General features: G+C 60.9%; 15 protein-coding genes and 1 pseudogene. 7 read left to right on the top strand and 9 right to left on the bottom strand.

Features of this window, described 5'->3' with window-relative positions; all coding sequences use genetic code 11:
• Positions 1-6: 6 nt before the first annotated feature.
• Positions 7-771, top strand: coding sequence for an amino acid ABC transporter ATP-binding protein (locus tag AD665_RS08065; protein ID WP_003178331.1), 765 nt, complete (start codon positions 7-9; stop codon positions 769-771).
• Between the two features lie 63 nt (positions 772-834).
• Here the strand turns inward: AD665_RS08065 and AD665_RS08060 are convergent, their stop codons facing one another.
• Both AD665_RS08060 and AD665_RS08055 read right to left on the bottom strand, forming a co-directional pair.
• Positions 835-1317, bottom strand: a complete 483-nt coding sequence (locus AD665_RS08060) for a type II TA system antitoxin MqsA family protein (RefSeq protein WP_024777629.1) — start codon at positions 1315-1317, stop codon at positions 835-837.
• A pseudogene (locus AD665_RS08055) lies at positions 1314-1624 on the bottom strand (type II toxin-antitoxin system MqsR family toxin). The gene AD665_RS08060 and the pseudogene AD665_RS08055 overlap by 4 nt, the downstream one beginning before the upstream one ends.
• Before the next feature lie 167 nt (positions 1625-1791).
• Between AD665_RS08055 and AD665_RS08050 the strand changes: the two are divergent.
• The 5 genes from AD665_RS08050 (at position 1792) to AD665_RS08030 (ending at position 5707) form a co-directional block, all read left to right on the top strand.
• Positions 1792-2451, top strand: a complete 660-nt coding sequence (locus AD665_RS08050; RefSeq protein ID WP_053191656.1) for a FadR/GntR family transcriptional regulator — start codon at positions 1792-1794, stop codon at positions 2449-2451.
• 14 nt (positions 2452-2465) lie between these two features.
• Positions 2466-3770 carry a CynX/NimT family MFS transporter gene (locus AD665_RS08045; protein WP_053191654.1) on the top strand — a complete coding sequence of 435 codons (1305 nt, stop codon included), beginning with the start codon at positions 2466-2468 and terminating at the stop codon, positions 3768-3770.
• Between the two features lie 88 nt (positions 3771-3858).
• Positions 3859-4329: a nuclear transport factor 2 family protein gene (locus tag AD665_RS08040; RefSeq protein WP_053191652.1), complete on the top strand. Its 471-nt coding sequence runs from the start codon at positions 3859-3861 to the stop codon at positions 4327-4329.
• A 39-nt stretch (positions 4330-4368) separates the two neighbouring features.
• Entirely contained in the window at positions 4369-4692 is a 324-nt protein-coding gene (locus AD665_RS08035; protein ID WP_024777634.1) for a GIY-YIG nuclease family protein, read from the top strand.
• Between the two features lie 79 nt (positions 4693-4771).
• Complete coding sequence (locus tag AD665_RS08030) at positions 4772-5707, top strand: glutathione S-transferase family protein (RefSeq protein ID WP_024777635.1); 936 nt, start codon at positions 4772-4774, stop codon at positions 5705-5707.
• A 196-nt stretch (positions 5708-5903) separates the two neighbouring features.
• Here the strand turns inward: AD665_RS08030 and AD665_RS08025 are convergent, their stop codons facing one another.
• Positions 5904-6260, bottom strand: a complete 357-nt coding sequence (locus AD665_RS08025; RefSeq protein WP_024777636.1) for a glutaredoxin family protein — start codon at positions 6258-6260, stop codon at positions 5904-5906.
• On the bottom strand, positions 6260-7264 hold the full coding sequence (yejK, locus tag AD665_RS08020; RefSeq protein WP_024777637.1) for a nucleoid-associated protein YejK: 1005 nt from the start codon (positions 7262-7264) through the stop codon (positions 6260-6262). Before yejK ends, AD665_RS08025 begins: the two co-directional genes overlap by 1 nt.
• Positions 7265-7660: 396 nt before the next feature.
• On the opposite strand from yejK, the gene AD665_RS08015 reads away from it, so the two are divergent.
• Entirely contained in the window at positions 7661-7945 is a 285-nt protein-coding gene (locus AD665_RS08015; RefSeq protein WP_024777638.1) for an HU family DNA-binding protein, read from the top strand.
• An 86-nt stretch (positions 7946-8031) separates the two neighbouring features.
• Here the strand turns inward: AD665_RS08015 and rlmF are convergent, their stop codons facing one another.
• The 5 genes from rlmF to AD665_RS07990 form a co-directional block, all read right to left on the bottom strand.
• Entirely contained in the window at positions 8032-9057 is a 1026-nt protein-coding gene (gene rlmF, locus AD665_RS08010) for a 23S rRNA (adenine(1618)-N(6))-methyltransferase RlmF (RefSeq protein ID WP_053191683.1), read from the bottom strand.
• 158 nt (positions 9058-9215) lie between these two features.
• Complete coding sequence (locus AD665_RS08005; protein WP_053191650.1) at positions 9216-12062, bottom strand: valine--tRNA ligase; 2847 nt, start codon at positions 12060-12062, stop codon at positions 9216-9218.
• Positions 12063-12297: 235 nt separating this feature from the next.
• Entirely contained in the window at positions 12298-12663 is a 366-nt protein-coding gene (locus tag AD665_RS08000) for a hypothetical protein (protein WP_053191648.1), read from the bottom strand.
• 7 nt (positions 12664-12670) lie between these two features.
• Positions 12671-13099, bottom strand: a complete 429-nt coding sequence (locus AD665_RS07995; RefSeq protein ID WP_024777642.1) for a DNA polymerase III subunit chi — start codon at positions 13097-13099, stop codon at positions 12671-12673.
• A 60-nt stretch (positions 13100-13159) separates the two neighbouring features.
• Entirely contained in the window at positions 13160-14650 is a 1491-nt protein-coding gene (locus AD665_RS07990; RefSeq protein ID WP_053191646.1) for a leucyl aminopeptidase, read from the bottom strand.
• Positions 14651-14776: the final 126 nt, after the last annotated feature.

The raw sequence follows: 14776 nt of genomic DNA, 5'->3' as shown, positions 1-14776 counted from the left end.
TCTGTAATGAGCGAAGCAATAAAACAGCCTGTGAGCCCTGAAGGCATTATTCAGATGCAGGGCGTCAACAAGTGGTACGGCCAGTTCCACGTGTTGAAAGACATCAACCTGAACGTCAAGCAGGGCGAGCGTATCGTGCTGTGCGGCCCGTCGGGCTCCGGCAAGTCCACCACCATCCGTTGCCTGAACCGTTTGGAGGAGCACCAGCAAGGCCGCATCGTGGTCGATGGCGTGGAGCTGACCAACGACCTCAAGCAGATCGAAGCGATCCGCCGTGAAGTCGGCATGGTGTTCCAGCACTTCAACCTGTTCCCGCACCTGACCATCCTGCAGAACTGCACCCTGGCGCCGATGTGGGTGCGCAAGATGCCCAAGCGCAAGGCCGAGGAAATCGCTATGCACTATCTGGAGCGCGTGCGCATTCCAGAGCAGGCGCACAAGTACCCGGGCCAGCTCTCCGGCGGTCAGCAGCAGCGTGTGGCCATTGCTCGTGCCCTGTGCATGAAGCCGAAGATCATGCTGTTCGACGAGCCGACCTCGGCTCTCGACCCGGAAATGGTGAAGGAAGTACTCGACACCATGATCGGCCTGGCCGAAGACGGCATGACCATGTTGTGCGTAACCCACGAGATGGGCTTCGCCCGCACCGTGGCCAACCGCGTGATCTTCATGGACAAGGGTGAAATCGTCGAGCAGGCGGCACCGAACGACTTCTTCGACAACCCGCAGAACGACCGCACCAAACTGTTCCTGAGCCAGATCCTGCATTGATCGACGCCAGGTAATGAAATAAACCCGGACTGTGTTCCGGGTTTATTTTTTAGTGCCTGGTATTCAGGACGCCGTGAGGGTTTCGAGCTCTTTGTGTACACGGGTCTTGAATTGCCTCAAGTCCGCTCCTTCCGCCAGGCTCCGTGCATCTGCGAGCAGATGGGGGTAGAGGTCAAGCAAGCGCATCAGCAGTATCAATGGTTTTGGCGGCAATATCTCGCCGCGCTCGTAGCGGGAAATCGCGTTATGCCCTCCGCCTGACAAAAGCGATACGACTTCTTTTTGCGTGAGGTGCAGTTTGCGGCGGATGCGTTTCATTTCCTCGCCGATCATCTGCCTGGCGGCGTTGACCAACTCATCACCCGCCTTTGCATGGCCTTCCGAGCAATGGGCATCAAGCTCGACCTCCCCGCATATCCGGCATTCCCAACCTGACAGATCATCGACTCGGCGTTCCAGGCCCTTGACGCTCAGGGTTTCGCCACGTCCTTCGAAGTGCAACATCCCCTCCGGGGCGCCACAGCTGAAGCATTGCTGGGTTTTCATGCGTTCTTCTCCTTGAAGGAGATTACCGGTTCACCTCCGCTCGGGCGGTAGGTCACCTTGATGTAAATCTCCAGACCATGTGTATTGGCGTGATAGACGTCGTGCCAGAGCCGATGATCGTTATAGGTGGTCATCGATTTATGGAATTGCTTTCGCTGGAGTCCGGAAATGACCTCCTGCATATCTGAAAGCGTCAGGCCGAGCGCCCATGCGTTGCTTTTTGCCGTGCTGGTGAACGCATTCCCCCGAGCCGCCTGACATCCGCCTGTATCACCGCCAGCGCGTAATGAGGTGTGTTCTTCTCCATAAGAAACCTTGGACCTCTGCTTCCATAATTACCCTAAAAGGGTAATTTGACTAGTCGAAAAATTTTTCTTCATTTCCCTCCACTGACCGTAGGCGGTTGCCGTCCTACAAGAAGCTGACTAACATGTCAGAAAATTCATCCTATGATTGGATGAAAGGGCGCTTCTAATGACAGAAACTTCTCCAATAATCCGTCGATCATTGGTCGATCAGGCGCTTGAGCAGATGCGTCGGCGTATCAGCGACGGCCAGTGGCCGGTGGGGCAGCGACTGCCCACCGAGCCGGAACTGGTGGCCGAGCTGGGGATCAGCCGCAATACCGTGCGTGAGGCCATGCGCGTACTGGCATTTTCCGGATTGATCGAGGTCCGCCAGGGCGACGGCAGCTATGTACGGGCGCTGGTCGATCCACTGGATACCCTCAAGGTGTTGTCCCGCTGTTCGCTGGAACAGGCTCGGGAAACCCGGCACATCCTGGAAGTCGAGGCCATCGGCCTGGCGGCGATGCGGCGTACCGACGAAGACCTGCAGGCCTTGCACCAGGCGCTAAGCGCCAGCGGCGCGCATTATCACGGCGACCTGGAGCAGTACATCGCCTGCGACCTTGTGTTCCATCGCCGCCTGGTAGACGCCGCGCACAACCCGGCGCTCAGTGAGTTGTATCGCTACTTTTCCAGCGTGATCGCTGCGCAACTGCGCCAGAGCCTCAACATCGCCCCGCGCCATCAACACGTGTTCGACCTGCATACCGAAATTCTCGAAGCCGTCGAGCAGCAAGATTCGCAGCGGGCCAAGGCCCTCTGTCGACAATTGATCAATGAACCCTGAATCCGAGTTTTTCCATGTCCCGCGATCTGCTTGACGCTCCATCCTCGCAAGCGCCAAAGCGCGCCGCCGAGCTCGAAGAACTACTGATCGACGCTGAAGCCGACGACGAACAGACCCCGCAGGCCCACCCGCTGCCGTGCCGGCCCTGGTTGTTGCTGCTTGGGTTGATCCTGGTCGCATTGAACCTGCGTCCGGCGCTGTCGAGTATGGCGCCGCTGCTCGGCGAGGTTTCGACGAACCTCGGCCTGTCGGCCGCCCAGGCCGGTTTGCTGACCACGTTGCCGGTGCTGTGCCTTGGCCTGTTCGCGCCACTGGCGCCCGTGCTGGCGCGGCGCTTCGGCGCCGAGCGCGTGGTGCTGGGGATCCTGCTGACGCTTGCCGGCGGGATTGTGCTGCGCAGTTCGTTCGGCCAGGTTGGTCTGTTCGCTGGCAGTGTCCTGGCCGGTGCGAGCATCGGTGTGATCGGGGTGCTGTTGCCGGGTATCGTCAAGCGTGACTTCGCCCGGCAGGCCGGTGCCATGACCGGTGTCTATACCATGGCCTTGTGCCTGGGCGCGGCAATGGCCGCCGGTGCAACGGTGCCATTGAGCGAGCGGCTGAACCATAGCTGGGCCCTGGGGCTTGGGTTCTGGGCGGTTCCGGCTTTGCTGGCTGTCGTGTTCTGGTTGCCGCAGACCGCTCAGAAACAAGGCGTCCACCAGGCGGCATATCGGGTTCGCGGGTTGTTGCGCGATCCACTGGCCTGGCAAGTGACCTTGTACATGGGGTTGCAATCGTCCCTGGCCTACATCGTGTTCGGTTGGCTGCCATCGATCCTCATCGGCCGTGGCTTGACCCCGACCCAGGCCGGCCTGGTGTTGTCGGGTTCGGTCATCGTGCAGTTGATCAGCTCCCTGGCGGCGCCTTGGCTGGCGACCCGCGGCAAGGATCAGCGCCCGGCCATCGTGATCGTCATGGTCATGACCCTCGGTGGGCTGTTCGGTTGCCTCTATGCTCCCCTCGATGGTTTGTGGGGTTGGGCGATCCTGCTGGGGTTGGGGCAGGGGGCGACGTTCAGCCTGGCTCTCGCGCTGATCGTGCTGCGTTCACGGGACGCCCATGTGGCCGCGAACCTCTCCGGCATGGCCCAGGGCTTCGGTTATACCCTGGCCTCCCTGGGGCCTTTCGCAGTGGGTGTGGTGCATGACTGGACCGGCGGATGGCAAGCTCTGGGCTGGATCTTCGGCTTGATCGGTCTGGGCGCGATCATCGCTGGTATCGGCGCCGGCCGGGCGTTGTACGTCGGGGTCCGCAGCGAGAAAATCACCAACCTTCGCTGATGTCATTTTCATGGCGAATGACGATAGTGTTCTCGACAGTGGCGGATTATTGTGGCGAGTCTATTGAAACGCTTTTCGGAGTCCGCCCATGAGTGATGCCCACAACGCCCTGATCAACCGGTTCTACCAGGCTTTCCAGCGCCTGGATGCCGAAGCCATGAGCGCCTGCTACACCGACGACGTGGTTTTCAGCGACCCGGCGTTTGGCGAGCTGCGCGGGCGTGATGCCGGTGATATGTGGCGCATGCTCACCACCCGCGCCAAGGACTTCTCCCTGACCTTCGATAACGTGCGCAGCGATGAGCGTTCCGGTGGCGCGCATTGGGTGGCGACTTACCTGTTCAGCCAGACTGGCAACGTTGTGGTCAATGACATCCAGGCTCGCTTCGTGTTTCGCGATGGCAAGATCTGCGAGCATCACGACAGCTTCGATCTGTGGCGCTGGTCTCGTCAGGCCTTGGGGACCAAGGGCCTGCTGCTGGGCTGGACGCCGCTGGTGCGCAATGCGGTCAGGGCTCAGGCGCTCAAAGGGCTTCGGGCGTTTCAGGGCAGTCGCTGATAAGATCGCGACCTGATTCCCATTTCTGTTGAACATTTCGTGACGACTGCCAACAACACTGCCGACCTGCCTGCGGAGGTTGCAACCGAGCCGGGCAAGCCCTGGTTCGTCTACCTGGTGCGGGCCGCCAACGGCGCGTTGTACTGTGGCATCAGCGATGATCCGGTGCGCCGTTTCGCCAAGCACCAGAGTGGCAAGGGCGCACGTTTCTTTCTTTCCAGCCCGGCGGTGGCACTGGTCTATACCGAGGCCTGCCGTGACAAGGGCGAGGCCTTGCGCCAGGAGCGGTTGATCAAAAAGCTGCGCAAAAGCGCCAAGGAATGTCTGGTGGCGAGTGGGGCGCCGCATCATCCATCACACTGATGAGCCCTCATCAGGTGGGTAGGCCGTACGTCCATGGCGCGCTAAGCTTGCGCACTTCCTCCCTGCATTGGCAAATCTCATGTCAGAGCTGATCCTTCATCATTACCCGACGTCTCCCTTCGCCGAAAAAGCCCGCCTCTTGCTGGGTTTCAAAGGCTTGTCCTGGCGCTCGGTCCACATCCCGCCGATGATGCCCAAGCCCGACCTGACGGCGTTGACGGGCGGCTACCGTAAGACGCCGGTGTTGCAGATCGGCGCGGACATCTACTGCGACACGGCCCTGATTGCTCGGCGGCTGGAGCAGGAAAAGGCCACGCCGACGCTGTTTCCCGAAGGTCGGGAAATGATCGCTGCATCCTTTGCGGCCTGGGCCGATTCGGTGGTATTCCAGCATGGGGTGAGCCTGGTGTTCCAGCCAGAGTCGATGGCCGTGCGTTTCGCCAAGTTGTCGCCTGAGGCGATCAAAGCATTCATTGCCGACCGCGCCGGGCTGTTCAGTGGCGGCGCCGCCACGCGTTTGGCTGCCGAGCAGGCCAGGCATCAGTGGCCGACAATCATGGCGCGCCTTGAGCAGCAGTTGCAGCGCGAAGATGGCGACTTCCTGTTGGGGGAACCGTCGATTGCCGACTTCGCCATGGCTCACCCACTATGGTTTCTCAAGGGCACGCCGGTGACTTCGCCACTGGTGGACGCGTATCCGGCCGTCTCGGCCTGGCTGGCGCGGGTGTTGGCTTTCGGCCATGGTGCATCGAGCGCGATGAGTTCCGAAGAGGCCTTGGAAGCGGCCCGCAACGCTACGCCGGCTGCGTTGCCGGATGAGCCATTCGATGAGTCGAGCGGGTTTGCAAAAGAGCAGCAGGTGAGCGTCGCCGCGACTGACTATGGCGTTGATCCGGTGGCGGGGGAGTTGCTGTTTGCCGGGCGCGAAGAATTGATCCTGCGCCGTGAGGACGAACGCGGCGGTGTGGTGCATGTGCACTTTCCGCGGTTCGGATTTCGGATAGAGGCCTGCTAGGCAACCCATAACCGGTGGGAGCGGGCTTGCTCGCGAAAGCGGTGTATCAGCCTATGTCGATACCGAATGTACCGACGCCTTCGCGGGCAAGCCCGCTCCCACAGTCAGTTTGTGGCGATCACAGGATTTATATTCATCGCCGATCCGGTGTGGGAGCGAGCGTACTCGCGATTGGGGCCGACAGATTCGCAGAGAGCTATGTCGCAGATAAGGCCTTGAGGATAGTCTCGGGCTCATACCCGCGAATCAACGTGCCATTCACGTCCAGGATCGGAATTCCCCGACCACCCAGCGCCTCATAGGCCTTGCGCGCTTCGGGGTCTTTCTCGATATCGAACTCGCGATACGGTACGCCTTTCTCATCCAGGAACCGTCGCGTTGCCTTGCAGTAGCCGCACCAGTCGGTGGCATACAGCGTAACGCGGGCATGGCTGCGGATCTGCTGCGAGACCATTTGCGATGGGTTGAACAGCCGCTCGATCTTGCCCCAGTTCTGGTACGCCACCACCACCAGCAAAATCAGCAGGAACTTCCTCAGGACCCCGCCGAGCATCAATTGCGCCGCTTGAGCTGGTCAGTCAGAGACGTCGGCAATCCCTTGATGATCAACGTACCGGCTTCTTCGTCATATTCGATCTTGGAACCCAGCAGGTGCGCTTCGAAGCTGATGGACAAACCTTCCGCCCGGCCGGTGAAGCGGCGGAACTGGTTGAGGGTGCGTTTATCAGCCGGGATTTCCGGCGACAGGCCATAGTCCTTGTTGCGGATGTGATCATAGAAGGCTTTCGGGCGGTCTTCGTCGATCAGTTCGGACAGTTCTTCCAGGCCCATGGGTTCGCCGAGCTTCGCCTGGCTGCTGGCGTAATCGACCAGGGTCTTGGTCTTTTCCCGGGCATCGTCTTCCGGCAGGTCTTCGCTTTCGACGAAGTCGCTGAAGGCCTTGAGCAGCGTGCGGGTTTCGCCGGGGCCGTCGACGCCTTCCTGGCAGCCGATGAAGTCGCGGAAATACTCCGAGACCTTCTTGCCGTTCTTGCCCTTGATGAAGGAAATATATTGCCTGGACTGCTTGTTGTTCTGCCATTCCGACACATTTATCCGTGCCGCCAGGTGCAACTGGCCCAGGTCCAGGTGCCGGGACGGGGTGACGTCCAGCTCATCGGTGACCGCCACGCCTTCGCTGTGGTGCAGCAGGGCGATGGCCAGGTAGTCGGTCATGCCCTGTTGATAATGGGCGAACAGCACATGGCCGCCCACCGAGAGGTTGGACTCTTCCATCAGCTTTTGCAGGTGTTCCACTGCCACGCGACTGAATGCGGTGAAATCCTTGCCGCCGTCCAGGTATTCCTTCAGCCAGCCGCTGAACGGATGTGCCCCGGACTCGGCATGAAAGAACCCCCAGGCCTTGCCTTGTTTGGCGTTGTAGCTCTCGTTGAGATCGGCAAGCATGTTTTCGATGGCCGTGGACTCTGCCAGTTCGGAGTCCCGGGCATGGAGCACAGCAGGGGTGCCGTCGGGTTTTTTGTCGATCAGGTGGACGATGCAATGACGGATCGGCATGGGCTTCTCGGCTGATGAAAGAGAGGAGGGCACGCTCCCCCGAAAAGCGCCCAGTGTACCGCAATCACTGGTTTTGGAGCGCTGCGAAGGGGATTTCGGAGCCGTCCGACGGCCCATATGCATTTTTTTACCGAATTAGCGCAATAAAGCTGACCAAATGGGTAGCTAAGGGCGGATATTTCACAGGCGTTGTGCTAGTTTTGCCCGGTCTTACGCGAAGGCACTGCGTTAAGCATGCATTCAGCATTTGTCAGGTCGAACCAAACCCGGATTTCGGCATCTATTACCCCGACCCGTCGTGGTGATGACCGAGGGTGTCCGGTCCGAAGAGATCGGGCTCGATGGCTGACACTGCACTCTGCAATCCATATGAATTTGATAGGGAAGGAACACTACATGGCTCTTACCAAAGACCAACTGATCGCTGACATCGCTGAAGCCATCGACGCGCCGAAAACCACCGCGCGTAACGCTCTGGACCAGTTGGGCCAAATCGTTGCCGACCAGCTGGAAAGCGGCGGCGAAATCACCTTGCCAGGTATCGGCAAGCTGAAAGTCACCGAGCGTCCTGCCCGTACCGGCCGCAACCCTTCGACTGGCGCTGCCATCGAAATCGCTGCAAAGAAAGTCGTCAAGCTGGTTCCGGCCAAAGGCCTGGTTGATTCGATCAACGCCAAGTAAGACGCTTGAAAAAAACCGTGCGGCGGAGCAGTCCGGGCACGGTTTTTTGTTGTCTTGAATAAGAGGGACGGCGCAATGCAGCCCATTCAGTCCTTGCGAATCCATCGCGCCTGACGCCAGGCCTGCTGTTGTGCCTCCGTGTGGAAGGTCCAGGCCACGAAGCGGCTCTGCTTTTGTCCCTGGGACATCTCCACCACCTGGCTGTGCATCGCGCCGGCCTTTTTCAGTGCGGCTTGAATCGGCGGCAGGTTCGAGACCTTCGACACCAGGGTGCTGAACCACAGGACCTGCCGGGCCAACTGCGCGCTTTCACCAATCATTTGGGTTACGAAGCGGACTTCTCCACCCTCGCACCAAAGTTCGGCGGCCTGACCGCCAAAATTCAGGACCGGCAACTTGCGCTTCGGATCAGCCTTGCCCAGGGCGCGCCATTTACGCTGACTGCCGCGGGTGGCCTCCTCCAGGGAGGCGTGGAACGGCGGATTACACATCGTCAGGTCGAACTGCTCGGCGTCATCGAGAAGGCCCAGCAGGATCTGCTTGCGATTGGTTTGCTGGCGCAATTGGATAGCCTTCGTCAACCCGTTCGCCTGGACGATGGCCTTGGCCGAGGCGATAGCCGTTGGGTCGATCTCCGAACCCAGGAAGTGCCAGCGGTAGTCGCTGTAGCCGATCAACGGATATACGCAGTTGGCGCCGGTGCCGACGTCCAGCACCTTCACCGCTGCCCCCCGAGGGATTTCCCCTTCGTTATGGCTGGCGAGCAGGTCGGCGAGGAAGTGCACATAGTCCGCGCGACCCGGTACCGGCGGACACAGGTAGTCGGCCGGGATGTCCCAGTGGGCAATGCCGTAGAAGGATTTGAGCAGCGCCCGGTTGAACACCCGTACAGCTTCAGGGCTGGCGAAGTCGATGCTTTCCTTGCCATAGGGGTTGATGATCACGAACCTGGCCAGCTCCGGCGTGCTCTTGATCAATGCCGGGAAGTCGTAACGGCCCTGGTGGCGATTGCGCGGGTGCAGGCTGGCTTTCTCTCGCGGCGCTACGGCCTTGGTTTCGGCGGCTGGTTTGGGCTTCTGGCGTGCGGGTCTGGGGGTGCGAGGCGCGGTCATGGGCGGGTCGATTCGGGGGTGGCTCAAAAAGTGGCGGGTATTGTCCCACATCCCGCACCGTCTTGAGGCTTGCGCCGATTAAATGTGGGAGCGGGCTTGGGAGTGGGCATGAAAAAGGGAGGCCGTTGCGGGCCTCCCTTTTTCATTGCGATATGCCGTTACAGACTGGCAATCCGCGCATGCTGTTCGGCCAGTTTGCCCAAGGCCTGTTCCGCCTCGGCCAGTTTGGCCCGTTCCTTCTCGATGACCTCGGCCGGAGCCTTGTCGACGAAACCGGCATTGGACAGCTTGCCACCCACTCGCTGCACTTCGCCTTTGAGACGCAGGATTTCCTTGTCCAGGCGCGCCAGCTCGGCTGCCTTGTCGATCAGGCCGGCCATCGGCACCAGTACTTCCATCTCGCCAACCAGGGCGGTAGCGGACAGCGGCGCTTCTTCGCCGGCAGCCAGGATCGTCACTGATTCAAGCTTCGCCAGTTTCTTGAGTAGCGCTTCGTTTTCGTTGAGGCGGCGCAGATCTTCGGCGTTGGCGTTCTTCAGGAACAGGGTCAGCGGCTTGCCCGGGCCGATGTTCATCTCGGCGCGGATGTTGCGCAGGCCGAGCATGAAGGTCTTGAGCCATTCGATGTCGTCTTCGGCCGCCGGATCGATGCGGCTTTCGTTGGCCACCGGCCACGGCTGCAGCATGATCGTCTTGCCTTGGGCGCCTGCCAGCGGGGCGATGCGCTGCCAGATTTCCTCGGTGATGAATGGCATGAACGGGTGCGCCAGGCGCAGGGCCACTTCCAATACCCGGACCAGGGTCCGACGGGTGCCGCGCTGGCGTTCGACCGGTGCGTTGTCGTCCCACAGCACTGGCTTGGACAGCTCCAGGTACCAGTCGCAATACTGGTTCCAGATGAACTCGTACAAGGCTTGCGCGGCCAGGTCGAAGCGGAATTGGTCCAGTTGGCGGGTCACTTCTGCCTCGGTGCGTTGCAGCTGCGAAATGATCCAGCGGTCCGCCAGGGTCAGCTCAAAGGCTTCGCCGTTCTGGCCGCAGTCTTCACCCTTGTCCAGCACATAGCGAGCTGCGTTCCAGATCTTGTTGCAGAAGTTGCGGTAGCCTTCGACGCGGCCCATGTCGAACTTGATGTCGCGACCGGTGGACGCCAGCGAGCAGAAGGTGAAGCGCAGGGCGTCGGTGCCGTAGCTGGCGATGCCATCGGCGAATTCTTCGCGGGTGGCTTTCTCGATCTTCTTCGCCAGTTTTGGCTGCATCAGCCCGGAGGTGCGTTTCTGCACCAGGGTTTCCAGATCGATGCCGTCGATGATGTCCAGCGGGTCAAGGACGTTGCCCTTGGACTTGGACATCTTCTGGCCCTGGCCATCGCGTACCAGGCCGTGGACGTAGACGGTCTTGAACGGAACCTGCGGCGTGCCGTCGGGGTTCTTGATCAAGTGCATGGTCAGCATGATCATCCGGGCGACCCAGAAGAAAATGATGTCGAAACCGGTGACCAGCACGTCGGTGGAGTGGAATTTCTTCAGGAACTCGGTCTGTTGCGGCCAGCCGAGGGTCGAGAAGGTCCACAGGCCCGAGCTGAACCAGGTGTCGAGTACGTCGTTGTCCTGCTGCAGCGCAACGTCGGGGCCGAGGTTGTGCTTGGCGCGGACTTCGGCCTCGTCGCGACCGACGTAGACCTTGCCCGATTCGTCGTACCAGGCTGGAATGCGATGGCCCCACCACAACTGGCGGCTGATGCACCAGTCCTGGATGTCGCGCATCCACGAAAAGTACATGTTCTCGTATTGCTTGGGCACGAACTGGATGCGGCCGTCTTCTACGGCGGCAATCGCCGGCTCGGCCAGCGGCTTGGTGGAAACGTACCATTGGTCGGTCAGCCACGGCTCGATGACGGTGCCGGAGCGGTCGCCTTTCGGTACTTTCAGGGCGTGATCGTCGACGCTGACCAGCAGGCCGGCGGCGTCGAACGCGGCAACGATCTGCTTGCGCGCCTCGAAGCGGTCGAGACCGGCGTATTCGGCGGGAATCTGGCCGTCGATACTGTCGTTCAGGGTGCCGTCGAGGTTGAACACCTGGGCTGCCGACAGGACATTGGCATTCTTGTCGAAAATGTTCAGCAGCGGCAGGTTGTGGCGTTTGCCGACTTCGTAGTCATTGAAATCGTGGGCCGGGGTGATTTTCACGCAGCCGGTGCCGAATTCGGGGTCGCAATAATCGTCACCGATGATAGGAATGCGGCGACCGACAAGGGGCAATTCCACGAACTTGCCGATCAGGGCCTTGTAGCGCTCGTCGTTCGGGTTCACCGCCACGGCCGAGTCGCCCAGCATTGTTTCCGGCCGGGTGGTGGCGACGATCAGGTAGCCCTTGCCTTCGGCGGTCTTGGCGCCGTCGGCCAACGGGTACTTCAGGTTCCACAGGAAACCTTTCTCGTCATGGTTTTCCACTTCGAGGTCGGAAATGGCGGTGTGCAGCTTGGTGTCCCAGTTGACCAGGCGCTTGCCGCGGTAGATCAGGCCGTCTTCATGCAGACGCACGAAGGCTTCCTTCACCGCTTCCGAGAGGCCATCGTCCATGGTGAAGCGCTCGCGGCTCCAGTCCACGGACGAGCCGAGGCGACGGATCTGACGGCTGATGTTGCCACCGGACTCGTCTTTCCATTCCCAGACTTTTTCGAGAAATTTCTCGCGGCCCAGGTCGTGGCGATTCTGGCCCTGGGCTTCGAGGCGGCGTTCCACCAGCATTTGAGTGGCGATACCGGCGTGGTCGGTGCCCGGCTGCCACAAGGTGTTGCGACCCTGCATGCGTCGGAAGCGGATCAGGGCGTCCATGATCGCATTATTGAAGCCGTGGCCCATGTGCAGGCTGCCGGTGACGTTCGGCGGCGGGATCATGATGGTGTAGGAATCGCCCGCGCCTTGCGGAGCGAAATAATTCTCGGACTCCCAGGTGTTGTACCAGGAAGTTTCAATGGCGTGCGGCTGGTAGGTCTTATCCATGCGCGGCGGGACCCTATTGGCATTTATTCAGGAAAAGCCGGGAAGTATAGCGGGCGGGGCAGATGCAAGCCACTGGCGGGAGGCGCCGGGCGCAGAGTTTGTGGACACCGTTGAACCTTGTGGGAGCCGAGCTTGCTCGCGATGGCGGCGGGTCAGTTGCATCCAATGCTGGATGTGCCGCCGCCATCGCGAGCAAGCTCGGCTCCCACAAGGTGTTCGCTGTGAGGCAGGAAAATTACTCGTACTGGCTCAGCAGCCGTTCCATCCTGGCATCCAGCCGGCGCCTGATCTCGGTCTCGATGTGCGGGGCGAAGTCGTCGATGACGTCCTGCATGATCAACTGCGCGGCAGCGCGCAATTCGCTGTCCAGGTGCAGCAGGGCGTCGGGGCCCTTGGGCTCTGTCTTGGGCGCCGGCCTGGGCTCGGGCTGGCCGGTGATCGGCTCGAACAGCAGGGGGATCTGTTCTTCATGCACGGGCTCATGCATGACCGTGTCGGTCAGCAATGGCGGTTGCAGGGTGTCGTCGCCGAGCAACTGGCGGATCGACTCAAGGTCATCCAGCAGGTGAGGAGGCTTTTGCGGTGGTTTTGGAGTGTCCATCGTAGGCTCAGAGTCGCTGTAAACGGTGGTCTTGCAGAGGATAGCCCTGTTCGCGGTAGAAACGGAAACTCTCCCGCGCGGCTTGCCGGATGGCCGGATCCTCCACCACCACTTCCGCCACACGGGCGAAACGCGAAGCAAAGGCCGGCACTTTCAGATCGAGGTTGACCAGCAGGTCCTGGTGTTGGCCGCAGTCTTCTCCCAGCCCCAGCACGATCAGTCCTTCGGGTTCGCTTTCGGCCGGGCCATGGGGTACGAAGCTTTCGCCCTTGAAGGCCCACAGGCGTGCGTCAAGTGCTTCGCGCTGGGCGGCATCGCTGCAATGCAGGTAGATGCGATGTCCCATGCGCCAGGCTTTTTCAGTGAGCTTGCAGGCGAAATCCAGCCGGGCCGACGGATCGGCGCTGGGCAGGATATAGAAGTCGACTTTGGTCATTGCAGTTCCTGAGCCACCGATGACACCGTCCGCAGACGGTGCCATCGGCAGTCATTGGTGTCAGGCCTTGGCACGGTCCAGCAGGTACTGGGTCAGCAGTGGAACCGGACGACCGGTGGCTCCTTTATCCTTGCCACCACTGGTCCATGCCGTACCGGCGATGTCCAGGTGCGCCCAGTTCAGGTTCTTGGTGAAGCGTGACAGGAAACATGCCGCAGTGATGGTACCGGCCTTCGGGCCGCCAATGTTGGCAATATCAGCGAACGGGCTGTCCAGTTGCTCCTGATACTCGTCGAACAGTGGCAACTGCCAGGCGCGGTCATCGGCTTGCTGACCGGCGCTGAGCAATTGCCCGATCAGTTCGTCGTTGTTGCCCAGCAGACCGGAGGTATGGGCGCCAAGGGCAACGACGCAAGCGCCGGTCAGGGTTGCGATGTCGATCACCGCCTGCGGCTTGAAGCGTTCCGAGTAGGTGAGGGCATCGCACAGCACCAGGCGGCCTTCGGCGTCGGTGTTGAGAATTTCCACGGTCTGGCCGCTCATCGTCGTGACGATGTCGCCCGGGCGCGACGCCGTTCCGCTAGGCATGTTCTCGGCGCAGGCGAGGATGCACACCAGGTTGATCGGCAGTTGCAGTTCGAGCACGGCGCGCAGGGTGCCGAACACGCTGGCAGCGCCGCCCATGTCGTATTTCATTTCATCCATGCCGGCACCGGGCTTGAGGCTGATGCCACCGGTGTCGAAGGTGATGCCCTTGCCCACCAGCGCGTAAGGCTTCTCGGACTTCTTGCCGCCGTTGTACTGCATGACGATCAGGCGTGGCGGCTGGGCGCTGCCCTGGCCGACGGAATAGAAGGAGCCCATGCCCAGGTCCTTGATTTTCTTCTCGTCGAAGACTTCGACCTTCAGGCCTTTGAATTGCTTGCCCAGGGCCTTGGCCTGTTCGCCGAGGAAAGTCGGGTGGCAGATGTTCGGCGGCAGGTTGCCCAGGTCGCGGGTGAAGGCCATGCCATTGGCGATTGCGGTGGCGTGGGTCACGGCGCGCTGGACTTCAGCCTGGGCGGCCTTGATGGTCAGCAAGGTGATTTTTTTCAGGGCGCGGGGTTCGGCCTTCTGACTCTTGAACTGGTCGAACTGGTATTCGCCGTCCACCAGGGTTTCGGCCAGCAGGCGGGTCTTGCCGTAGCTGTCGCGGCCCTTGACCACCAGTTCATCCAGCGCCAGTGCGGCATCGCTGCCACCCAGGCCCTTGAGGGTGCCCAGCACGCCAGCGATGATCTTGCGAAACGGACGGTCGCCCAGTTCCGCATCCTTGCCCACACCCACCAGCAGCACGCGCTCGGCCTTGAGGTTGGGCAGGTTGTGCAGCAACAGGCTTTGGCCGACCTTGCCGGCGAGGTCGCCGCGCTTGAGCACGGCACTTATGGCGCCGCCGCACAGGGCGTCGAGCTGGGAGGCGACGGCGCCGAGCTTGCGGGCTTCGCCGACGGCAACCACCAGGGTGGCGGTTTTCAACGTTTCTGGGCTAACGCTTTTTACAACCAGTTCCATGTCCGGATCCCTGAATAAATGGTCAAGATGTCGGGCGCCACGCGTCTTGAGTGAAGCAACGTGAACGGTATCGCGCCGGCGACAAAGGCCGCAGTTTGAACCCCGGGCCCCGAAGCTGACAACCCT

The sequence above is a fragment of the Pseudomonas corrugata genome, assembly GCF_001269905.1.
In the GTDB taxonomy this organism is placed as follows: domain Bacteria; phylum Pseudomonadota; class Gammaproteobacteria; order Pseudomonadales; family Pseudomonadaceae; genus Aquipseudomonas; species Aquipseudomonas corrugata.
Note: the sequence above shows the minus strand (reverse complement) of the source record. Positions and strands in the feature narration are given on the sequence as shown.